Below are 22,296 nucleotides of genomic sequence, written 5' to 3' on the forward strand. Positions count from 1 at the left end.
CAGAATTTGCCTGGCGGCTGTAGCGCGGTGGTCCCACCTGACCCCATGCCGAACTCAGAAGTGAAACGCCGTAGCGCCGATGGTAGTGTGGGGTCTCCCCATGCGAGAGTAGGGAACTGCCAGGCATCAAATTGCAGTAAACCGGGATGAATAATCCGGGTAGTGACAAAGAAATTCGGTGGAGCGGTAGTTCAGTTGGTTAGAATACCTGCCTGTCACGCAGGGGGTCGCGGGTTCGAGTCCCGTCCGTTCCGCCACTTATTAAGAGCCCTGAGCTAACGCTCAGGGCTTTTTCTTTTCCAGCGATTTAATTATTGCTGAATCCGCAAAAATCCTCTGCATTTTTCACTCTTTTTCGGCAAAGAACTGATGGTCATAATCCTCTCAGTTAACGAACATAGTGATTAAAAAGAGGAATTCTATGACTATCCCTGCATTTGGTTTAGGTACGTTTCGCCTGAAAGACGACGTGGTTATCGCTTCTGTCAAAACGGCGCTTGAGCTGGGCTACCGTGCTGTCGACACTGCGCAAATCTATGAAAATGAAGCGGCTGTTGGTCAGGCAATTGCCGAAAGTGGCGTACCGCGTAACGAGTTGTACATCACCACCAAGATCTGGATTGAAAATCTCAGCAAAGACAAACTGATCCCAAGTCTGAAAGAAAGTCTGAAGAAACTGCGTACGGATTATGTTGATTTGACGCTGATCCACTGGCCATCTCCGGGCGATGCGGTATCCGTTGAAGAGTTTATGCAGGCGCTGCTTGAAGCGAAAGAGCAGGGGCTGACTCGCGAAATTGGTATCTCAAACTTCACTATTCCGCTGATGGAAAAAGCCATTGCTACAGTAGGTGCAGACAATATCGCGACCAACCAGATTGAGCTGTCTCCGTATCTGCAGAGTCGTAAGGTGGTTGACTGGGCTAAAGCGCACGGTATCCACATCACCTCTTACATGACGCTGGCTTACGGTAAGGCACTAAAAGATGAAGTGATTGCGCGCATTGGCGCTAAACATAACGCGACCCCAGCGCAGGTTATTCTGGCATGGGCAATGGATGAAGGTTACTCCGTGATCCCTTCATCTACCAAGCGTGAAAACCTTGCAAGCAACTTGCTGGCGCTGGACCTGCATCTGGATACTGAAGATAAAAAAGCGATCGCGGCACTGGACTGCAACGATCGTCTGGTCAGCCCGGAAGGCCTGGCCCCTGATTGGGATTAATTGCCCGACCCTCTGTACCTTTAACCCTCTTTCACAGCTCCTTCGGGAGCTGTTCTTATATACTCACTTAAAAAGTCTATAAATGCCCGAATGCGTGTACTGACCGCACGATCGCTGTAGTAAACGGCGCTGAAAGGCATTTCTACCGGCAGACGTTTATCGGCCAGCAGCTCCACCAGTTCTCCCCGCGCGATCTCTTTATCAATCATATAATCTGAAAGACATGCGATACCATTGCCGCTCAGGCAAAGCTGTTTTAACGTTTCCCCGCTGTTGGAAGAAATCCCACATTCGACCTCATGGAGCTGTCCGTCGCTACGGGCAATCGGCCAGGTATTGAGTGAAACGGGTTCGGAAAACCCCAGACACAGATGCTGCTTTAACTGTTCGACGGTCTCGGGCTTGCCAAAACGGGCAATATAGTCCGGTGAGGCAATAATCTTACGATAGCTGGTAAACAACGGACGCGCACGCAGGCTTGAGTCAGTCAGCGTACCTGCTCGTATCGCGACATCCACTTTTCGTTCAATAAGATTGATGAACGTTTCTGAGGAGACAAGAGACAATGTCATCTCAGGATATCGCTCACGGAACGGTCTGATTAGCGGCATCAGGAAATGCAGCATCACCGGCGTTGCCGCGTCGATACGCAGCAGGCCGCGCGGGGTATTGCGTGACTCCATGATTTCCGTTTCTGCTGCTGCCATCTCTTGCAGTATCTGCTGCACACGCCTGAAGTAGCGTTCTCCTTCTTCTGTCAGGCTTAGCTGTCGGGTAGTTCGATTAAGCAGACTCACACCCAATTTCATCTCCAGCTTTTTTACTGCCCGACTGACTGCGGAATTAGCCTGACCGAGTTGTTCTGCCGCCCGGCTGAAGCTGCCGCTTTCCACAACGGCCACAAAAATCGCAAGTTCTTCAGAGGTTGCTTTCATTTTTGCACCTGACGCAAAATTATATTGAGATTTTGAATGTTTTTGTTATTAAAACATCCCGGCATACTGCGTGTCATCTGATTACTGATGTTACGGAGTTATTTATGCCTCTCGCATTATTTGCACTAACAATAAGTGCCTTCGCTATTGGCACGACTGAGTTTGTGATTGTTGGCCTGGTGCCGACCATTGCTCAACAACTGGCAATCTCGTTACCTTCAGCCGGGATGCTGGTTTCAATCTATGCGCTGGGTGTGGCGATTGGCGCACCAGTGCTGACCGCTCTGACCGGAAGCCTGCCACGTAAAAAGTTGCTTGTCGCGCTGATGGTCCTGTTTACGGCGGGGAATTTACTGGCATGGCAGGCACCCGGGTATATGACACTTATTGTCGCCCGTCTGCTGACGGGGCTGGCTCACGGCGTATTCTTCTCGATTGGTTCCACTATCGCGACAAGTCTGGTGCCAAAAGAAAAAGCAGCTTCCGCCATCGCTATTATGTTCGGTGGCTTAACGGTGGCACTGGTCACGGGCGTGCCGCTGGGTACGTTTATCGGCCAGCACTTTGGCTGGCGTGAGACTTTCCTGGCAGTATCAATGTTAGGCGTGATTGCGCTGATTAGTAGCCAACTACTGATCCCGGCTAACATTCCTGGTCGAGCGGCCGCCAGCATTCGCGACCAGGTGAAAGTGCTGACTCATCCTCGTCTGTTGCTGATTTACGCCGTTACGGCATTGGGCTACGGTGGTGTGTTCACGGCTTTCACCTTCCTGGCACCGATGATGCAGGATCTGGCGGGCTTCTCCCCGGCAGCGGTGAGCTGGATCTTACTGGGTTACGGGGTATCAGTCGCTATCGGCAATATCTGGGGCGGTAAACTGGCGGATAAGCATGGTGCGGTTCCTGCATTGAAATTCATTTTCGCCGCGCTGTTTGTTCTGCTGATGGTCTTCCAACTGACGGCTTCCACGCAGTACGCCGCGCTGGCTACCATTCTGGTGATGGGGATCTTTGCCTTCGGTAACGTACCAGGGTTGCAGGTCTACGTGGTACAGAAAGCGGAACAATTTACGCCCAATGCTGTTGATGTGGCGTCAGGGCTGAACATTGCAGCGTTTAATATTGGTATTGCACTGGGTTCCGTGATTGGCGGACAAACGGTCGAGCATTATGGGTTGGCGCAGACACCATGGATTGGCGCACTTATTGTTCTGGTGGCTTTCGTGCTGATGGGGCTGAGCGGCCGTCTTGATAAGCCCACGCACGTTGCTCTGGGGTAAATCATTGATGTAAGCGCCCACTTACAAAACAAACTGCAATTGTTCGTTGAAAGTGAGTGCTAAAATCCCTATAACAGAAGAACCAGTCCGGCTGCGGACTGGTTGACGTTACAGAGGTTTGAAAGTCTAAAGTGCGAAAAAACACCTATGCCATGCGTTATGTTGCCGGACAACCCGCCGAGCGGATTTTACCGCCGGGCTCGTTTGCGCATATTGGCCAGGCATTACCCGCAGGCGTACCGTTGAGCAGTGAAGATCGCATTCGCGTGCTGGTATGGAATATTTTTAAACAGCAGCGAGCAGAATGGCAGTCGGTGCTGAAGAATTTTGGTAAAGACGCGCATCTCGTGTTATTGCAGGAAGCGCAAACCACACCAGAACTGGTGCAGTTTGCGACCACTAACTATCTCGCTGCCGACCAGGTTCCCGCCTTTGTGCTGCCTCAGCACCCCTCTGGCGTTATGACACTCTCCTCCGCCCATCCTGTTTACTGCTGCCCATTGCGCGAGCGTGAGCCTATTTTACGGCTGGCGAAATCGGCGTTGGTGACGGTGTACCCGTTGCCTGACACTCGGTTGTTAATGGTGGTGAATATCCACGCGGTTAACTTTAGCCTTGGCGTTGATGTCTATAGTAAGCAGTTACTTCCCATTGGCGATCAGATTGCTCATCACAGCGGTCCGGTGATTATGGCCGGCGATTTTAATGCCTGGAGCCGTCGACGGATGAATGCGCTGTACCGCTTTGCGCGTGAAATGTCGCTGCGCCAGGTGCGCTTTACCGACGATCAGCGCCGCCGCGCGTTTGGTCGTCCTCTCGATTTTGTGTTCTATCGCGGTCTGAACGTGAGTGAGGCCTCTGTGCTGGTCACACGCGCCTCCGACCACAATCCGCTACTCGTTGAATTCAGTCCCGGCAAACCTGAACAATAACGGTGTGTCAGGTCTGCCGTAGGGCAGGCCTGTGATGGTTGCCCTTCATATTTCACAACAACCGAAGGACAACACAATGACAACACGCTCTCATCATGACAACGTCGAAAAACAGTTTGGCTCTCAGGCTAATGCCTACTTAACCAGTGCGGTGCACGCCTCTGGTCGTGACTTGCAACGTCTGGGGGAAAGGTTGTTGGCATTTCCGCAGGCCCGCGTGTTGGATATGGGATGCGGAGCGGGGCACGCCAGCTTTGTGGCCGCGCAATACGCAAAGCAGGTAGTGGCATATGATTTATCGTCGCAGATGCTTGACGTGGTCACTGAAGCGGCAAAGGACAGAGGTCTGGAGAATATCGCCACACGGCAGGGTTATGCTGAAAGCCTGCCGTTTGAAGATAACGTATTTGACGTGGTGATTAGCCGCTATTCCGCGCATCACTGGCATGATGTCGGGCGTGCGTTGCGAGAAGTGAACCGCATTCTGAGGCCCGGCGGCGTGCTGATTGTGATGGATGTGATGTCGCCTGGCCATCCTGTACGTGACATCTGGTTGCAAACTGTGGAGGCGTTACGCGATACCTCGCACGTACGCAACTATTCCAGCGGAGAATGGCTGTCGTTAATCAATGACGCCAATCTGATTGCCGATACCTTGTTAACCGATCGTCTGCCGCTGGAGTTCAGTTCGTGGGTGGCGCGGATGCGCACGCCTGCAGCATTGAGCGACGCGATCCGTGTATACCAACAAAGTGCTTCTGCGGAAGTGAAAGCCTATTTTGCGTTACAGGAAGATGGCTCGTTTACCAGCGACACGATAATGGTTGAAGCACATAAAGCGGGATAAATAAAAAAGGCACTGGGGGGAAACCAGTGCCTTCATTTCTACAATGCTATCAGGAGTCCGGCATACCGCTGTTTTTCACAAACAACGTTAGCTGATCGCCTGGCTGCAGATTGTTCGTATCGCTGTTCCAGCGCATCACATCCTTGATGTTAACCCCGTGGCGTTTGGCAATGCTCGAGAGCGAGTCGCCTTTACGCACACGATAGGTGATGCTATCGCTGTTGTTCGCCAGTCGCTGTGCGCTGGTACCAGCGCCCACCGTCAGATTTTGGCCTACTTTCAGCGATGACCCGCGCAGATTATTCCACTGCTTAAGGTCATTGGTGCTCACGCCAAGACGTGAAGCGACGCCAGAAAGCGTATCGCCAGAGCGAACTTTGTAGCTACGGCTGTTCAGCGGCGTGTTATCCGCAACCAACGTTGACTGCACGGCTGCAATTTCGCCTGAGGCCAGAGACTCACGCAGCTTCTCTGCATGCTTCTTTGGCACCATCACATATTGCGGACCACTGGCACCCAACGTGGAGCCTTTCACGCCTGCATTGAAGGTTTTCAGCTTGCTGACGGAAATACCTGCCATATCGGCAACCTGAGCCATTTCAACCGGGCTACTCAGGCGAACACGTGCCAACGCGCGGCTTTCGTCTGTTGTTGGCAGACGCACGCCATAGCGTTTGCTGTTTTTGAGTATATCGCTCAATGCCAGCATTTTTGGCACATATAGCTTCGTTTCCTGAGGCAATGGCAACGACCAGAAGTCAGTGGGTTTACCACGGGCTTTGTTCGTTTTAATTGCCTTCATGACACGACCTTCACCGCTATTATAAGCAGCAACGGTCAGCAGCCAGTCGCCATCAAACATTTTGTTCAGACGCTGCATCATGTCCAGTGCGGCGGTGGTGGAAGCCACAACGTCGCGACGTGCATCATAATTGCGGGTCTGTTTTAAACCATAATTGCGCCCCGTGCTCGGAATGATCTGCCAAATACCTGCGGCATTGGCGCCAGACGTTGCGTGAGGATCAAAAGCGCTCTCCACTATGGGTAGTAGTACCAGTTCCATTGGCATGTTACGTTTCTTAACCTGCCCGGCTATCCAGTACATATACGGCTCTGCCCGTAAAGTTACATCGTGGAGATAGCTCTTATTGCGTAAATACTTCTGTTTCTGTTCGCGAATCCGGTTGTTTTCCGGAATTCCCATCTTTAGCTCGTCACCAATGAAAGCCCACAAATCTTGATCAGCAGCGATAGATGTTCCGTCGTCCATCCATCGCGCCTGACTTGTAAACTTTCCTGCTTCCCCTTGACCAGCTGCAGAAAGGCTCTGTGCGTGTTGTTGGACGTTACCAGTATTCTGGCACCCAACAAGCAGGACAGAGGCGAGTAATATCGCTTTTGCCTTCATGTGTGTGTCAATAGTTGCTTAAAAGACGACCGATCATAACGGCGAAGTTTTCAAAAGGCAACCCGCAATTGTCAGAACGTATCTTTCTTTGACCTTAACCAGGCAAAACGCTCTTCAGGTTGTTGCAATATTGTTTTTTTATTTATTTCATTAATTAAATCAATATCTTCCGTTCTTAAAAAAAGATTATTTCGTCGCTCATTTTTCAGAATTACGGGCAGTGTCATTTGTTTTTTTACGCGTAACTCATTAACTTTACGATAATATTCATTTATGAACGGATCGTGCGGTAGAATGCTTAAGGCAAACTTCATGTTTGCTAATGTGTACTCATGTGCGCAACAAATCAATGTATCGTCAGGAAGTGCGTTTAGTTTTTTAAGTGATTGATACATTTGAGATGCTGTGCCTTCAAAAAGCCGACCGCAGCCACCGGAGAAGAGCGTGTCGCCGCAAAACAGGTAAGGGTGGCTAAAGTAACAGATATGTCCTAAAGTGTGACCCGGCGTAGCAATTACCGTAAATTCATGCCCCAAAACGAGTGCAATATCGCCATCTTCGACTATATGCGTCGTTCCCTTATCTTGCGTTTCAGCCGGTCCGTATACCGCTATTAGTGGGAAATGTTGCAGAAGTTCTTTCACGCCGCCCACGTGATCCTGATGATGATGTGTCAGCAGAATGGCCTCGGGAACCCAGTTATGTTCTGCAATAGCTTTCAGAACAGGTGCTGCTTCACCCGGGTCCACAATCAGACAATGTTTGTCATTATTCGACAGGACCCAGATGTAATTGTCCTGAAATGCAGGAATACTGTTAAGATTCATAGATTACCTCTCAATGCGTAACGGAAGGTTGTGATGAAACCGGCAAGGATCCCTCAAACTGTCGTAGCGCCCGTTAGTTGGGATGATTTTCCCTGGGGCGAACACTATCGTCAGGCGCTGGAGCATCAGCTTAACCCGTGGTTCGCAAAAATGTACGGATTTCATCTGCTTAAGATTGGTAATTTAAGCGCAGAAATCAATTCTGAAGCGTGCGCGGTTTCTCATCAGGTAAATGTTTCTTTGCAAGGCGCTCCCATGCAGGTGACTGCCGATCCTTTACATCTGCCCTTTGCCGATAAGTCCGTGGATGTTTGTTTGTTGGCTCATACGCTGCCGTGGTGTTCCGATCCACATCGCTTACTGCATGAAGCCGATCGCGTGCTTATTGATGACGGTTGGTTGATTCTGAGCGGCTTTAACCCGGTAAGTTTGATGGGATTGCGTAAACTGGTGCCCGTATTGCGTAAAACATCGCCCTACAACAGCCGGATGTTTACCCTCATGCGGCAGTTGGACTGGCTCTCATTGCTGAATTTTGAAGTGCTGCACTGTAGCCGTTTTCATGTCCTGCCCTGGAACAAGAAGGGCGGGAAAATGTTAAGCGCCCATATCCCTGCGCTGGGCTGTTTGCAACTGGTGGTTGCGCGTAAGCGAACCATTCCGCTTACGCTCAACCCGATGAAACAAAATAAAAGCAAAACGCCTATCCGCCAGGCCGTTGGCGCAACCCGGCAATACCGTAAACCAGACGTTTAAGCCTCAGCCTGATACCCAATATCATCCTGAGTGGGACGCATTGCAGCAGCGCGGGCAAGCTCATCACAGCGTTCGTTTTCCGGATGGCCCGCATGGCCTTTAACCCATTCCCATTTGATTTGATGCGGCCCCAGCGCGGTATCCAGACGTTTCCACAGATCGACGTTCTTCACTGGTTTTTTATCTGCTGTTTTCCAGCCGCGCTTCTTCCAGTTGTGGATCCACTGCGTAATGCCCTGGCGCACATACTGGCTGTCCGTGCTGAGTATCACTTCACACTGTTCTTTCAGGGCTTCCAACGCAACGATTGCCGCCATCAGCTCCATGCGATTATTGGTGGTGAGGTTGTAGCCTTCGCTAAAGGTTTTTTCGCGCCCGCGATAGCGTAAAATCGCCCCATAACCACCTGGCCCTGGATTTCCCAGGCAAGAACCATCGGTGAAAATCTCTACCTGTTTAAGCATCTCTGGTAGACTTCCTGTTTTAGCAAATCGAAATCAAACGATAAGTCTGACATAAATGACCGTTATGAGCACTGGAATTACACGACAGATCGTCCTCGATACCGAAACCACCGGTATGAACCAGATTGGCGCCCACTACGAAGGCCACAAGATCATTGAGATCGGTGCGGTTGAAGTGGTGAACCGCCGCCTGACCGGGAATAACTTCCACGTTTACCTGAAACCGGATCGGCTGGTGGACCCGGAAGCGTTTGGTGTACACGGAATCGCAGACGAATTCCTGCTTGATAAACCTACGTTTGCCGATGTGGCCGATGAGTTTCTCGACTACATCCGCGGTGCAGAGCTGGTCATCCATAACGCATCGTTTGATATCGGCTTTATGGATTACGAATTTGCTAAGCTCAGGCGGGATATTCCAAAGACAAACGAATTCTGCAAAATTACCGATAGCCTGGCGCTGGCGAGGAAAATGTTTCCTGGCAAGCGCAACAGCCTTGATGCGTTATGCTCACGCTATGAAATAGACAACAGTAAGCGAACCCTGCACGGCGCATTGCTCGATGCCCAGATTCTGGCCGACGTTTATCTGATGATGACCGGTGGGCAGACCACGATGGCGTTCTCAATGGAAGGTGACAGCCAGCAGCAGAATGACACGGGGATCCAGCGTATTGTGCGACAGTCCAGCAAACTACGCGTTGTTTTCGCCACTGATGAAGAGTTAGCGGCCCATGAGTCGCGCCTTGACCTGGTGCAGAAGAAAGGCGGAAGTTGCCTCTGGCGGGCATAGTTTGTACGTTTTCCGTATGGAAATGACCATTCGGGTGATTTTTGCAGCAAACGATTAAAAAACGTGAGAAAAAGCGTTGACGAGGCGTGAGGCAATCCGTAATATTCGCTTCGTTCCCAAGTGGAACACAACGCGGAGTGGTAGTTCAGTTGGTTAGAATACCTGCCTGTCACGCAGGGGGTCGCGGGTTCGAGTCCCGTCCATTCCGCCACTATTCAGAAAGCCTGAATCAGAAATGATTCAGGCTTTCGTCGTTTTAGCCCGCCACAATAATAATCTCATCATCACACTTTATCGACCACGTCCGTGCTATCGGGCAGGCAACACATCAGGTCATCCTTAACCCGACGCATATCCAGGGGCAGATCAACCTGCGAAGTGATTCATCACGCAGGCGAAGCGGGGGGAAAAGTTATCGCCGATAAGCACAGTTTCTTCATTCAAGTGCTTTAGCATATACAGCTTGTCGGCACGTTCGTAAGCGTCGAAGAAGAGATAATCGACAGCATCCGTTGCTTCATCATCGGGGGATTTTTCACGTCCGTTGGGAGTGAGCATGAAAACACCGGCGGTATGGCCGAGTGGTCGGGCATAGCGAAAGAACAGTTTTCGGTTCACAGCAAACTCGCCATCATCACTTTTGAGTTTCCCTTGTACTGACAATGAAAGGTGTCCGGAGTTGTAGCTGGTAATCAGCATTATTCCATGGAGTACCTTTTTTGTATCCTGGATGTCGAGTATCGACGTGAATTCCGAGGAGCAGGAAAAACTGATTTCTTGTTTTTTCGCATTCCCGGCGATAATAAAAAAAGCGATAGCCGCCAGCCCAAAAATGGCAATCACGACTGACCATAGTAAAGGAGAGTGATCGCTTTCTTGCTTCATATCATTCCTCATGATGGCGATACTGGCTGATGCAATGGTAATAGCCGAGGTTCAGCCCGCATTCAGCGGCAAACGACCACTCAACCAGATTATGGTTGCTCGCCCAGGTATTGAGATACAGATCTTTTGGGTACGAACAGTCGGGGTTAATGCCCACGGACTTGAAAATATCCAGCGCTTTCTTTTCGGTTATGGTGTCGGTGAGGGCGTTTCCTAATATATGTACACGGCATTGTTCATAGTCGATAGTCCGCAGGATAGTCGCGTCCGTCATGGCGATTTCATTGGGTATCCATGTTAACCACGCTGTCGCCAGCACGGCGATACCAGTAATTAACGCGGTTATCGCCACAGGCCAACGGCTTTGTTTCTTTTTGTTGAGCGTCGATGCAACATTGGCAATTCTGGCGGGAGCTTGCGCTTCTTCCAGTTGCTGAATATTGATATTAGCGTCGCCCATCCGAAATCCCATCCGCGGAATTGTGACGATGAGCTCTGCAGGATGACCCGTAGACGTTATTGCTTTGCGCAGAAATGAAATGTGCTGATTGAGATTCGCATCCGTCGCTCTGGCGCCATTATGCTGAAAAACATTCAGCAGAATTTCATCACGCGAGGATATCTCTTTACCATTTTGCAACAAATAGAGCAGTAATTGTGTTGCCACATTATTCAATGTGGCCATTTCACCAGATGCCAGGTCTTTTAGGGTATTTTTATGTGGTCTGAAAACTAAGCCATCACCAATAATTACGGATTTAATTTTGTTTATTGGTATATGAGAAATCACTGATGTCTCCTTTAAAGCAGGATATCTCGCATTCGAGTGGGTGAAGCAATAGCATAACATAATTCATTTATAAAAAATGGTTGTACCATAGATCGCTTTATTAATATTTACATAACAATATTTTAATATCTCTTATAGAATCCTCTTTTCTCCTTCCTTTCTTTCACTATCTTATTGTCATTACTCGCTTTTGATATCCAATTTCATTTTTACAAAAATTTCATAAATACATTTTGCCTGTTGTTCTGGCTAAATAAAAAAATAGTTGATAGATAAAAACTCTATAAAAATGATAAATGATAGATACTAACACTGGCTAAGTCGTGATTTTTGGCGGTTTTTTAGGTAAACGATCGCTGTGCAGACAGTGTTACAACATGATTCCCTGAGTTTGATTAATACCGGATTTTTGCATTGTGTCATTTTCTCGTCGACTTAATATAAGCCCCGAAACAGCGTAAACAACTGTGGACGGTATTTCGGATGGAATACCAATGAAGTTCAAAATACGGGGCGGCTTGAGATGGATTGTTTGCAAGGATATGCGCTACCGCCACCTGCAGATCAGGATTCCCGGACATAAATTATCTGCGGAAATAGATCTTCGGAATAACTAAAAAACAGATATAAGGTTAAGTAGTAATATGAAAATGAAAAACGTGGCTGTGGCCTGTGCGCTGATGGCGGGAATGACTTTTACTGCCTCTTCTGCTTTTGCTGCAAAAAATGTCGAACCGACTAACGGTAAAATTCACTTCACCGGTTCTCTGGTTAATTCCGCATGTGGTCTGGCACCAGAATCCAGCCCGGTACAGGTTAATTTTGGTGAGATCCCAACTTCTCAGTTAAAAGACAACCAACGTGCTGGCGTTAAGCATGCCAAAATCGTTCTGCAGGGCTGTGATACGACCGTCGCGAAAACGGCCACTGTGACCTATACCCCGGCAACGATTGATACAGACAACAACGCGCTGGCTGCATTCACCTCTGGTACTGCAAAGGGTGCGGGCATCGGTATGATTGACAGTGGCAACCAGGACGTGGAATGGGGTCAAGCCGCCTCTCAGGTCAACATTACCGATGGTGAAACCGACATTGATTTCGTCGCTTACCTGCAGGCAAACAACGCATCTGCCGCGGTAACTCCAGGTGATTTCGAATCTACCGTTAATTTCCAGATCGACTACCAGTAACGATCTGCAGCAGGCGCATTAACGCGCCTGCTTAACCCTTCCTGCGAATAACTGAAAGGAAATGCGGTGATGCCTGGATGGCGAATTTTACTGCTTTTTATCTTCATATCGCCTGCATGGGTTTTGGCTGACACCAATCGTCTTGTCAGTACGCCCGGCAAAATGCGCATGCGCGGAAATATTATTGAGGCTGCCTGTTATGTCGATCCACGCGACCGGTCGCTACTGGTTGAATTTGATGATCTCTCAGCCAGAGATATTTCCGGAAAACCAGAGAAAGTATCAGCGCATGATTTCAGCATTCATTTGTTGGGATGTTCATTAGGGGATTCCCAACACCCCGGGAATCTGTTTCAACGCGCCAATATTACCTTTTCTGGCGCACCGGATAGTGACAATCCTGATTATCTAAGCGTGCAATCGGAAACTGAAAATTTAGCGATAGAAATATATGACAGCAACGGACAGCAAATTCATCTGGGTGAGCCATCACCGGACTATGTGCTTAATCCAGGGAAAAACACGCTCAATTTTACGGCTTATTTGATCTCCCGCGACGGAAGAATGACATCTGGCGAATTTACTGCGGTCACGCATTTTGTTGTGAATTATCTCTGAGCTGCACTGCAATTCGGGTATCTGAAGGTTTGCGAACGAAAATGATCACGCTGAAAACAGATAAAAAACGTCTGGCGCTTTTTATTGCTCTGGTCTGTGCCTCTTCATGGGCTGAAGCGGATGAGGCCATTGAATTTAATACCGACGTACTGGATGCCAGCGACAGGCACAATGTCGATTTGCAGCGTTTTTCCGAAGGCAACTTTGTGACTCCCGGAGAATATCTGCTGGATGTTCGTATTAACAGCCAGGAGATTCCACAGCAGTCGATCCGTTATATCGTCGATCCTGCCAACCCGCATAAATCCATGGCATGTCTGACCCCGCAACAACTCGAATTACTGGCGCTCAAAGAAGAAGCGCTGGCCTATATTCATCCGATTAGCGCGACCTGCTATGACATTTCCCGCCTGCCGGGTGTGGCGTTGAATAATAGCGCAGGCGTACTGGACATTATCGTGCCTCAGGCGTGGATGAAATATACCGATCCAGACTGGACGCCACCGGAGCGCTGGGATAACGGCGTCGCGGGGCTGATTTTTGACTACAGCGTCTCGGGCCAGGCCACACATTATGAACAGGGCGGCGATCGTTATCGCTCTCTGTCTGGCTATGGGCAGACAGGTTTTAACCTCGGCGCGTGGCGATTTCGTGGCCAGTATCAGGCCAATTACGCTTCGGATGATAATCGCGGCCGTATCGACTGGGATCAGATCTATGCCTATCGACCGTTGCCGATGCAGGCTGCAAAACTGACGGTCGGCGAAATCTACCTGAATTCTCAGGTTTTTGATTCGGTGCGTTTCACCGGGGCTAACCTCGCCAGTGACGAGCGCATGTTGCCACCGAATTTGCAGGGCTACGCGCCTGAAGTGCACGGCATCGCCCGCAGCAATGCGAAGGTTACCGTCAGTCAGCAGGGCCGTGTTATCTATCAAACCACCGTTCCTGCAGGGCCATTTAATATTCAGGATCTGCACGGTTCGGTACGCGGCACGCTGGATGTCCGCGTCGAGGAGCAGGATGGCAGCGTACACACTTTTCAGGTCAATACAGCCGATATTCCTTACCTGACGCGACCAGGCTATGTGCGCTACAACGCCGCGGTCGGGAAGCCATCGCGTTATAACCACGACGTTCAGGGGCCTGCGTTTTATAGCGGTGATTTTTCATGGGGGGTCAGCAATGCATGGTCGCTGTACGGCGGCGCGCTGCTGACAGGCGATCGCTATAACGCCTGGTCGATGGGGATTGGGCGGGACTTGAGCTGGCTGGGGGCGCTGTCGGCTGATGCGACGCAATCCATGAGTCGGGTAAAGCATCAGGCTGAACAAAAAGGCATGTCTTTTAAGCTCAGCTACGCCAAAACTTTTGATGAGTACAACAGCGCCATCACCTTTGCCGGTTACCGCTTCTCACAGCGTAACTTCCGCACTTTCTCGCAGTTTCTCGACGAGCAGTATGAAAATAACAACAGTGCCGGCAACGAAAAAGAGATGTACACCATCACCGGCAACAAAACCTTCTTTGCTGACGACCCACTATTAGCGACCACGCTGTACCTGACCTATACCCACCAGAACTATTGGGATCGCGGTTCCCAGGATCGTTACGGATTATCGATGGGGCACAGCTTTTCATTTGCTGGCATCCAGGGGATCAGCGCCAACGTTGCGGCTTACCGCTCTGAGTATCAGGGCAAACGAGACGACAGTCTTTCGCTTTCAATCTCGGTGCCATGGAGCGATGGCCGCTCTATGGATTACGAATTGCAGAACAGCGGCAACCAGACCAGCCAGATGGTTTCGTATTCCGATAACCGCGACCGTAACAATCCGTGGCGTTTGCGCACAGGGGTTTCCGGTGAAGGGCGTACGGCGTTTGATGGCTATTACAAGCACCGCAGCATGATGGCGGAACTGGAATCTAACGTCAGCTGGCAGCAATCACGTTATTTCTCCGTGGGCGGCACGATGCGCGGCGGTTTTACCGCGACGCGTCACGGTGCGGCGCTGCACAACAGCCAGGCGTCGATGAATACCGCCAGAGTGATGGTTGATACCGACGGGGTGGCGAACGTGCCGCTGAACGGCGAACAGGCGCACTCAAACCGCTTCGGTATTGCCGTCGTACCGGACGTCGTTAGCTATCACAGCTTTGATACCCGTATCGATGTGGACGCAATGGACGAGGACATTTCCGCGACTAAAGCCATCGTGACCAACACCCTGACGGAAGGTGCGATTGGCTACCAGCATTTTGCCGTGGCGCAGGGGCAAAAAATGATGGCGCTGCTGCGCCTGAAGGATGGTTCGGTACCGCCGTTTGGCGCCGAAGTGTTTAACGCTAACGGCGTTAGCGTCGCCATGGTAATGGAAAACGGTATGGCCTGGATTGCGGGTGTGAATCCGGCTGAGCGTCTTTCCGTTGCCTGGGCTGGCCGTGCGCAGTGCCACTTACAGGTGCCACAACAAATCAACCCGGAAGGTAACGTGCTGTTGCCTTGTGAATAATTTCAATAACCTGAATGAATTTTGTCATGAATAATCAAGCTTTTTACTCCGTGCAGCGTTGGCTTAAACCCGTGGCCTGTGGCCTGCTTTTGATTGCAGAGATCAACACCTCATGGGCGGGCATTGCGCTCGACCGTACCCGCATGATCATCACTGGTGATGCGCGCTCAGTTAGTGCGAACTTAACCAATACCAGCCCGAGCATTCCGTTTCTGGCTCAGTCGTGGGTGGAAGATGCCAACGGAACAAAAATTACCTCGCCGCTGATGGTCTTACCGCCGCTGCAACGAATTAACGGCGGGCAAAAGGGAATTGCCCGCGTGACGAAAACCAGCGGGATCAACGCCCTGCCGCAGGATCGCGAGAGCTTGTTCTACCTGAACGTACGTGAAATTCCGCCTAAACCGGATAAGCCGAACGTGCTGCAACTGGCGATGCAATCGCGCATCAAATTGTTCTACCGTCCGGCCGCCATTGTGCCGGAAACGCCGGGCGCCGTGTGGCAAAACCAACTGGTCTTTCACAAGCAGGGCCAGCGCTGGAGTGTGGATAACCCAACGCCTTACTTCGTCACCTTAATCGGCTTAAGCCGCAAGCCAGAAGCGCAGGGAGGCGGCAGATTGACCGACTTCCCCGGCGTTATGGTCTCACCAAAATCCTCTCTCGATTTCAGCGTCACGGACGGCAGCGTCAGCCAGTTCAGCATGATGTACGTGAACGATTTTGGCGGTCATCCCGAACTGAAATTCAGCTGCACAGGCAATGTATGTAAAGCATTGCCGATGGAGCAACAGCCACGGTAACAGGAATCGTAAATGAAAAAGATGCTTTGCGCCCTGCTGATGGCGGGCATGGCCTGGCAGGTTCAGGCCACCAGCGGCCGCCAGGATATGAGCAACGTGTCCGGTGAGTATGGCAACGTCCGCTTTCACGGCCGGGTCTACGTGTCGCCGTGCGTGCTGGATATGGCCTCACGCGATCAGACCATCAATCTTGGTGATATTTCCGCCAGTCGGTTTCGCCAGGGCGGCGATCGCAGCGAACCGGTGTTGGTCACGCTGTACCTGAACGGCTGCTTAAAGGGCTCTGGTCATACCCTGAGGGATTTCCCCGGGCAGACCAGCGAAATGCCTGAGCTGGCGCACAGCACGGTGGAACGTGGCGTTTCGATGACGCTGATGGCCGAAGGCGCGCCGGAAAACAGTGACCTGGGGCGTATTCGTGGTGATGTGCGCGGCGCGGGCATTCGGCTACTGACCGAGCGTAATCAGCTGATCCATCTGAACCAACCGCAACGTATGTGGATCCTCAAACCAGGCGATAACGCCATTCACTTTCTGGCCACGCTGGAATCTTTTGGGCCAGAGGTGACTGCCGGAGAATTTAACGGCCTGGTGAGACTTAAGCTGGAGTATCTATGAGCGTATTACGCAAAGCGCTGTTGTGGGTTGCCCTGGCTGGCTGTCCACTGGCCGGGCAGGCATTTACACAGGGGGAAGGTGAGCCGGAGGGCGGGTCGCCGCATCAGTACGATATCGAATTGAGCTCGCTGGATGTCAGTAAAAACCACGTGGGCGGCAGAACGGATCCGTTTACCTGGAATCTGGGCAGTTGGTATGTGGTGAATTTCTATTGCGAGCAGGCTGACATCTCCCGGTCGCCGATTTACTACACCACCACGACTACGATGCCGCCTTCAAATCAGGGGGCGAACCGTTTTCGGCTAAATGAGTATCTGGATGTGGAAGTGCAGGTGTGGGTTGCTGGGGGCTATAAACAGTATGTTCAGGCGCCTTTTACCAACGTTTCAAACCGCAACAGCAATAACACTTGCAAAAAGCGCAAGGGCTACACGCGCGCCACTAACGTTGAAAGTGGTTCAAAAGGGAAAGTGACGTTTATTGTCACTAAACCCATTATCAACGGCATCAATATCACTTCCCAATCGCTGGTGGAGGTAGCCGGGCGCATGGGGAGCGCGGGACCTACGCCCACTACGGCGATTTCCCGTGTGGTGATTAAATCCGGGCTGATTACCGTACCGGACAAATGCACCTTCAACCGGGGAGACAAAATCAGTATTGAGTTTGGCGATCTGCCAGGATCCGCTGCCCGGCTCAATGGCACTAACTACAGCAAGTCGATCCCCATTCATGTTGTTTGTGAAGGCGGCAGCTTCGATCAGGGCGCGCTGAACATTAATCTTGGCGTACAAACTACCACGGCGTCAGGCACGGCGGGGTTCAACGATCATCTCCTCGGCACGCTGAGCGGCGGACAAAAGCGCGACGATCTCGGCATTATGCTTAAAGACGAGAGCGGTGGCACCGTCGTGCCCAATCAATTCTATAACGTGAAAGGTTTTTACCAGAATCAGGGCGACTGGAATCTCACCGCTGCACCGGTGGCAAAGCCGGGCGTGGGAAGCGTTAAGGAAGGTGAGTTTGAAGCCTCTGCCACCGTTGTTGCGCAGTTTCAGTAGGGGGATGCCATGAGATTTTCGGCGTTATTCGCGATCGGCGTGTTACTGCTTGGCGGCATGGCGCAGGCCGACACCAAACTGGTCGGCGGTGATATGTATTTTCACGGCACTATCAGAGCGCTGGCCTGCAGCCTGGCACCAGGAGGCGACAAAATCGAGGTCGATTTCGGGCAAATCGCAACGCAGGATCTCTATCTTTCGGGGCGCAGTAAGCCGGAAAAATTCAGCATTCAGCTATGCGACTGCAACCCCGAGGTTTTTCGCGGGATCTCGGTCACTTTCAGTGGTAGTGAGGATGCTGAACTGGACGATCATCTGGCGCTGGATAGCAGTGAACAGGGTGGCGCGACTGGGATCGGTATTGGGATGAGCGAAGAGGACGGCACGGCAATTCGCCTTGATGAGAGCACGTCAGTCAAAGAGATAACTGCAGGCTCGATGACGCTAAATTTTTGGGCGTGGGTCGCAGCAGAGCCGTCGGCGATAAAAAATCAGTCTCTCGAATACGGTCCGTTCAGCGCCAGCGGGACCTGGACACTGAACTACCAGTAGCATGATGAACGCACTGAATCGTATTGCCCCGCTGCCTGCGCAGAAATTATTGCTCGTTATTAGTCTGTTTTTCTGGTGTGGGGTAATGCATCTCTACTGGCCGAATAACGGCGGCAGCGGTCTGTCGTTGCCGCTTAATATTACGAGCTGGATTTATGCCGTTGTGCTGGCTGCAAGCGCATCAGTGCTGGTGCCTCGTCAACGCTGGCGTATCACTGTCCCCGCCACGGTTTTTTCGATGGGGGCGCTCATCCTGACGCTGCTTTGTCTGCTGACGCCTGGCGTCTGGCAGTTCGAGGCGCAGCTGGTCGCAGGGGCGCTGCTGGGAGGTGTGCTCGTCTATCTGGTGACATTGCAGATTCCGCTTGCGGCAAACACCCTGACGGTACTGCTGACCCTGCTATGGGGCGCGAGCGTCATCGAATGTCTGGCGTTTTTGTATCAGTACTGGCATTTGCCGGGTGTTGATTACTGGGAGTTTGCCTGGCGACGCGGTACGCGGCCCTACGGTATTTTTCAGCAGGTCAATCTGATGGCCAGCTTCACTGCATCTGGTGTGCTGCTGTCAGCTCCGCTCTTTTTACGGCTACGCGACAGATATCGAATTGTCATCGGGGTTGCTCTGGTGATGATGGGCTTTGTGCTGCATGAATCCCAGTCGCAAACCGGCTATGTGTCTGTGGTGGTAGGTGAAGTCTTGCTGCTGGTGGTTTTCCCGGCGCAACGCCGTATGTTGTTGCTACTTCTGCTGCCGCTGGCGTTAGGCATGGTGGCGGGCACGCTCGCTCGCCATTTTTTGTCCGTTGCTACAGTCGATCACCTGACCACTTCCCAGGTGCGCTGGACGGTGCTTAAAACGTCACTGGCATTATTTGCCGAACGCCCGTGGACGGGGTGGGGCGTGGGCAGTTTTGCCGCCGTGTTTCTCGAACGCGCGGGGCCGTTAGGGCTGAGCAGCATCTCGCATCCGCACAATGAGTTGGTGCTGTGGCTGGTGGAGGGCGGCCTGGTTGGGCTGGCGGGGGCGCTGTGCTTTATTACGGGAGGCTTCTGGCTGTGGATGCACGGAAATCGCTGGCGTCGCGCCTGTCTGGTGGCGGCGCTGCCGGTGGTTATTCATATGTTGACGGAATACCCCGTCAGGCAGTCAACACCACACTGGTTACTGCTGATCCTGCTGCTTCGTTGTGCAGATAGCCCGCTAAAAGGGGCTCGTCTGACGCTTACGTCGACGTCGCTGATTCGTGCGCTGGCATTGATCTCGTTTTTAACCTTCACGCCATTGTTGCTTCTCTCACTGCACACGCAACAGCAGTTGACGCTGGCGGAGCGACAGTCAGCGCAGTGGCGTCTGGCCGAGTCGCTCCCTGTAGGAGGCTGGCTCCTTGCCCCTCGCTACCGGTTTGATGTTCAGATGGGGTATCTGCAACGGTATCAGCGTACCCGGGACGCTCGCTGGCTGGAAGCGGTTCGCCGCTGGGCGCCTGACTATGTGCGTGTTCACCCAGACCCGAATGTCTCCTTCACGCAAATCTTGCTGTCGTTACAGCAGCGCGACCTACCTGAGGCGCATCGTCTGGCGACGCGCTTTTACCTGACATACCCGAACGATCGTCGTATCCCGTGGCTGCAGGATGCACGACGTCCTTTCAATCAAAAAATGGAATGATATGAACAGATTCAGCGAACAGACCCGCCATGGGCCAGAGCTTCCCCGCAACGCCGAGCTGCTGCGGATCACCGGGATCCGTTTGCAGCGCATCCATTTTTTTGATGATGCATCGCTGGATGTCTGCGAGGTGTTAAGTCAGGTACGCACGCCGCTACCGCTCGATCTTTTTTTCAAGCACCTTTCCATCACCGCAAAACAGCAGCTATTTCTGTGGCAAATGCGGCAGGTACTGGCACTCTCAGGAAGTTATTCGCTGAATTTATCCGTCAGGATGCTGACCTGTCTGTCGTGGATTGCGCAGCTCGCCCGCCAGGCGCATCAGGGGCGGATTGTTATCGAAATACAGGATCCTGGCACCATGATGCGACTGGAAAAGGCAGAACAGCAGGCTGTATGCTTTGCCGTCAAAACCCTGGTGCGTCACGGGTTTCGCGTGTGGCTGGATGATGTTTCGCCTGAGCTATTTTTTGTCTGGCGACTGTCTGGCATCCGTTTCGACGCCATCAAAATTGAAAGCGGAATGTTTCATCAGTTCAGGACGTCGGAGTGGCAGTTGAGGGTACTGGTCAATCAATTTCGCGGGCTGGGAGAACGGGTTGTGATCGAGGGGGTGGAAACGCCGCAGGATTATGCCATTTGCCGTATGAGCGGCGCAGATGCTGTGCAGGGATTTTTGTTCGAGCAGGAAGTATTACCGAAAGGCCTGAATCATTGCTGATTCAGGCCATGGTCATTATTCGCTCAGCGTCTGTGCGATATCTTTTTGCACCTGCTGGCGCTGTTCTGGGGTCAATACTTTGTTCAGGTCGAAATAGTATTTCACGCGGTAATAACGTGCCTGCTGTTCAATATTGCTGAACGCGGAAAGCTGTTTTTTGACGGCGGCTTCATCCCATTTCCCGGACTTGATGACGTCAATCAACGCGCCGTCTTTAACATCCTTCACCGATATCTGGCTAACGTTGGTTTCAAGCTGCTGGTGCAGTTTTTTAATCTGCGCAACCTGGTCAGTGCTCAGTTTAAGGTGCTGAACTACCGGGTCCTGAGCTGGTGCGGGTACATTGGATACGTTTGCTGCAAGCGTGCTAAAAGAAGCGCCAGCCACGGTTGCCGCCAGCAAAGTCATGCGTACGAAGTTCTTCATTTCGGGATCCTGATAAGGGAATTATTAACATTGTCTGTCACTCGCTGAAGACGAGTGATTATCCTTTGCAGAATACGATGCCCGAAGCACGTCGCCACGCGAATTTGTTTTGCGGTTGGTTACGGAGTGAAACAATCCCGCTACGGAAAACGTTGTGCAGCGGGAAGAAGGCGATATCTACAGCGTGAACGGGTCAGCGTCCTGCCAGGCGGGGAATTTCTCGCGGTACTCGCGCAGCGCCGAGAGTGACAGTTCAGCGTCAATGCGCGTAGCCTGATGTGGCTCGGCGGTGGCAATAATCTCCCCCTGCGGATTAATCACCCGGCTGTCACCGCGATAATGATGGCCGTTACCGTCAGTACCCACGCGGTTACATCCTGCTACATAAGCCTGGTTCTCAATTGCCCGCGCGGTGAGCAGAAGCTGCCAGTGTAGCGAACGCGGCGCCGGCCAGTTGGCGACATACAATGCCAGGTCGTAATCGTTGCGGTTGCGCGACCATACCGGAAAACGCAGGTCATAACAGACCAACGGCAGAATGCGCCAGCCGCGCCATTCAAAAATAACCCGCGCGTCACCCGCCTGATAATGTTGATGTTCATCCGCCATGCGGAACAGGTGGCGCTTGTCATAGAAATGGACATTACCTTCGGGTTCGACCAGCAAAAAGCGGTTTACCGGGCCACGTTCAGACAGGAGAGCGGCGCTGCCTGCAATAAGGGCGTTCGTCTGTTGCGCCTTAGTGCGCATCCAACTGACAACCTCTTCCTGCGGCAGCGATTTGCTTGCCGCTTCCATGGCAAATCCGCTGGTAAACATTTCAGGTAACACAATGACATCACGTCCGGTGACGGTTTCCAGTTGGCGGTCGAAATGGCGCAGGTTAGCCGGGCCATCCATCCAGATCAGCGGTTGTTGCAGCAGAGTAATTTTCAAACCGGGCACGATCGAGGCTCCTCATTGAACAACATTTTGACACT

23 protein-coding genes, 2 tRNA genes and 1 rRNA gene are annotated in these 22,296 nt (G+C 51.8%); 18 read left to right on the forward strand and 8 right to left on the reverse strand.

Annotated features, from left to right (window positions below; all coding sequences use genetic code 11):
- Positions 1-9: 9 nt before the first annotated feature.
- The 3 genes from rrf (at position 10) to dkgB (ending at position 1,225) form a co-directional block, all read left to right on the forward strand.
- A 5S ribosomal RNA gene (gene rrf / locus BZK42_RS20165) occupies positions 10-125 on the forward strand.
- Between the two features lie 55 nt (positions 126-180).
- Positions 181-257: transfer RNA gene (locus BZK42_RS20170), tRNA-Asp, on the forward strand.
- 164 nt (positions 258-421) lie between these two features.
- Positions 422-1,225 carry a 2,5-didehydrogluconate reductase DkgB gene (gene dkgB / locus BZK42_RS20175; protein WP_080859925.1) on the forward strand — a complete coding sequence of 268 codons (804 nt, stop codon included), beginning with the start codon at positions 422-424 and terminating at the stop codon, positions 1,223-1,225.
- A gap of 20 nt (positions 1,226-1,245) precedes the next feature.
- Here the strand turns inward: dkgB and yafC are convergent, their stop codons facing one another.
- Positions 1,246-2,160: a DNA-binding transcriptional regulator YafC gene (gene yafC, locus BZK42_RS20180; RefSeq protein WP_047357608.1), complete on the reverse strand. Its 915-nt coding sequence runs from the start codon at positions 2,158-2,160 to the stop codon at positions 1,246-1,248.
- A 104-nt stretch (positions 2,161-2,264) separates the two neighbouring features.
- Between yafC and BZK42_RS20185 the strand changes: the two genes are divergently transcribed.
- The 3 genes from BZK42_RS20185 (at position 2,265) to BZK42_RS20195 (ending at position 5,219) form a co-directional block, all read left to right on the forward strand.
- Entirely contained in the window at positions 2,265-3,440 is a 1,176-nt protein-coding gene (locus tag BZK42_RS20185; RefSeq protein WP_080860003.1) for an MFS transporter, read from the forward strand.
- A gap of 131 nt (positions 3,441-3,571) precedes the next feature.
- Entirely contained in the window at positions 3,572-4,372 is an 801-nt protein-coding gene (locus BZK42_RS20190) for an endonuclease/exonuclease/phosphatase family protein (protein WP_029139415.1), read from the forward strand.
- A gap of 76 nt (positions 4,373-4,448) precedes the next feature.
- A complete protein-coding gene (locus BZK42_RS20195; RefSeq protein WP_047357609.1) occupies positions 4,449-5,219 on the forward strand; it encodes a class I SAM-dependent methyltransferase in 771 nt (256 codons plus the stop codon).
- A 49-nt stretch (positions 5,220-5,268) separates the two neighbouring features.
- Here the strand turns inward: BZK42_RS20195 and mltD are convergent, their stop codons facing one another.
- Both mltD and gloB read right to left on the reverse strand, forming a co-directional pair.
- On the reverse strand, positions 5,269-6,627 hold the full coding sequence (mltD, locus tag BZK42_RS20200; protein ID WP_029139416.1) for a murein transglycosylase D: 1,359 nt from the start codon (positions 6,625-6,627) through the stop codon (positions 5,269-5,271).
- A 71-nt stretch (positions 6,628-6,698) separates the two neighbouring features.
- The gene (gene gloB / locus BZK42_RS20205; RefSeq protein ID WP_080859927.1) at positions 6,699-7,454 is read right to left on the reverse strand and encodes a hydroxyacylglutathione hydrolase; all 756 of its coding nucleotides are present in this window, start codon (positions 7,452-7,454) and stop codon (positions 6,699-6,701) included.
- Positions 7,455-7,487: 33 nt separating this feature from the next.
- On the opposite strand from gloB, the gene BZK42_RS20210 reads away from it, so the two are divergent.
- Positions 7,488-8,210 carry a class I SAM-dependent methyltransferase gene (locus BZK42_RS20210; protein ID WP_047417097.1) on the forward strand — a complete coding sequence of 241 codons (723 nt, stop codon included), beginning with the start codon at positions 7,488-7,490 and terminating at the stop codon, positions 8,208-8,210.
- Here BZK42_RS20210 and rnhA read toward each other — a convergent pair.
- A complete protein-coding gene (rnhA, locus tag BZK42_RS20215; RefSeq protein WP_016151805.1) occupies positions 8,207-8,674 on the reverse strand; it encodes a ribonuclease HI in 468 nt (155 codons plus the stop codon). The genes BZK42_RS20210 and rnhA overlap by 4 nt on opposite strands.
- 64 nt (positions 8,675-8,738) lie before the next feature.
- On the opposite strand from rnhA, the gene dnaQ reads away from it, so the two are divergent.
- Both dnaQ and BZK42_RS20225 read left to right on the forward strand, forming a co-directional pair.
- Complete coding sequence (dnaQ, locus tag BZK42_RS20220) at positions 8,739-9,467, forward strand: DNA polymerase III subunit epsilon (protein ID WP_029139417.1); 729 nt, start codon at positions 8,739-8,741, stop codon at positions 9,465-9,467.
- A gap of 134 nt (positions 9,468-9,601) precedes the next feature.
- Positions 9,602-9,678: transfer RNA gene (locus BZK42_RS20225), tRNA-Asp, on the forward strand.
- Between the two features lie 155 nt (positions 9,679-9,833).
- On the opposite strand, the gene BZK42_RS20230 is transcribed toward BZK42_RS20225, so the two are convergent.
- Together BZK42_RS20230 and BZK42_RS20235 are read right to left on the reverse strand one after the other, a co-directional pair.
- A complete protein-coding gene (locus BZK42_RS20230) occupies positions 9,834-10,352 on the reverse strand; it encodes a FidL-like protein (protein WP_016155747.1) in 519 nt (172 codons plus the stop codon).
- Between the two features lies 1 nt (position 10,353).
- Entirely contained in the window at positions 10,354-11,037 is a 684-nt protein-coding gene (locus BZK42_RS20235) for a winged helix-turn-helix domain-containing protein (protein WP_223307926.1), read from the reverse strand.
- Between the two features lie 749 nt (positions 11,038-11,786).
- On the opposite strand from BZK42_RS20235, the gene BZK42_RS20240 reads away from it, so the two are divergent.
- The 9 genes from BZK42_RS20240 (at position 11,787) to BZK42_RS20280 (ending at position 20,890) form a co-directional block, all read left to right on the forward strand.
- On the forward strand, positions 11,787-12,335 hold the full coding sequence (locus BZK42_RS20240; protein ID WP_016155749.1) for a fimbrial protein: 549 nt from the start codon (positions 11,787-11,789) through the stop codon (positions 12,333-12,335).
- A gap of 69 nt (positions 12,336-12,404) precedes the next feature.
- The gene (locus tag BZK42_RS20245) at positions 12,405-12,953 is read left to right on the forward strand and encodes a fimbrial protein (RefSeq protein WP_019076063.1); all 549 of its coding nucleotides are present in this window, start codon (positions 12,405-12,407) and stop codon (positions 12,951-12,953) included.
- 41 nt (positions 12,954-12,994) lie between these two features.
- A complete protein-coding gene (locus BZK42_RS20250; protein WP_080859930.1) occupies positions 12,995-15,466 on the forward strand; it encodes a fimbria/pilus outer membrane usher protein in 2,472 nt (823 codons plus the stop codon).
- Positions 15,467-15,492: 26 nt separating this feature from the next.
- Positions 15,493-16,269, forward strand: coding sequence for a fimbrial biogenesis chaperone (locus BZK42_RS20255; protein ID WP_046275745.1), 777 nt, complete (start codon positions 15,493-15,495; stop codon positions 16,267-16,269).
- Between the two features lie 12 nt (positions 16,270-16,281).
- Positions 16,282-16,887, forward strand: coding sequence for a fimbrial protein (locus BZK42_RS20260; RefSeq protein WP_019076065.1), 606 nt, complete (start codon positions 16,282-16,284; stop codon positions 16,885-16,887).
- Positions 16,884-17,948 carry a fimbrial protein gene (locus BZK42_RS20265; protein WP_016155754.1) on the forward strand — a complete coding sequence of 355 codons (1,065 nt, stop codon included), beginning with the start codon at positions 16,884-16,886 and terminating at the stop codon, positions 17,946-17,948. Before BZK42_RS20260 ends, BZK42_RS20265 begins: the two co-directional genes overlap by 4 nt.
- A gap of 9 nt (positions 17,949-17,957) precedes the next feature.
- On the forward strand, positions 17,958-18,500 hold the full coding sequence (locus BZK42_RS20270) for a fimbrial protein (RefSeq protein ID WP_080859932.1): 543 nt from the start codon (positions 17,958-17,960) through the stop codon (positions 18,498-18,500).
- A gap of 1 nt (position 18,501) precedes the next feature.
- Positions 18,502-20,169: an O-antigen ligase family protein gene (locus BZK42_RS20275; RefSeq protein WP_080859934.1), complete on the forward strand. Its 1,668-nt coding sequence runs from the start codon at positions 18,502-18,504 to the stop codon at positions 20,167-20,169.
- A 1-nt stretch (position 20,170) separates the two neighbouring features.
- Entirely contained in the window at positions 20,171-20,890 is a 720-nt protein-coding gene (locus tag BZK42_RS20280; protein ID WP_080859937.1) for an EAL domain-containing protein, read from the forward strand.
- 15 nt (positions 20,891-20,905) lie between these two features.
- On the opposite strand, the gene BZK42_RS20285 is transcribed toward BZK42_RS20280, so the two are convergent.
- Together BZK42_RS20285 and BZK42_RS20290 are read right to left on the reverse strand one after the other, a co-directional pair.
- Positions 20,906-21,316, reverse strand: a complete 411-nt coding sequence (locus BZK42_RS20285; RefSeq protein WP_016155758.1) for a Spy/CpxP family protein refolding chaperone — start codon at positions 21,314-21,316, stop codon at positions 20,906-20,908.
- 177 nt (positions 21,317-21,493) lie between these two features.
- Positions 21,494-22,261 (reverse strand): amidohydrolase, encoded by a 768-nt coding sequence (locus BZK42_RS20290; RefSeq protein ID WP_080859939.1) that lies wholly within the window; start codon positions 22,259-22,261, stop codon positions 21,494-21,496.
- Positions 22,262-22,296 lie beyond the last annotated feature (35 nt).

The organism is Citrobacter braakii (assembly GCF_002075345.1).
Lineage (GTDB): Bacteria > Pseudomonadota > Gammaproteobacteria > Enterobacterales > Enterobacteriaceae > Citrobacter > Citrobacter braakii.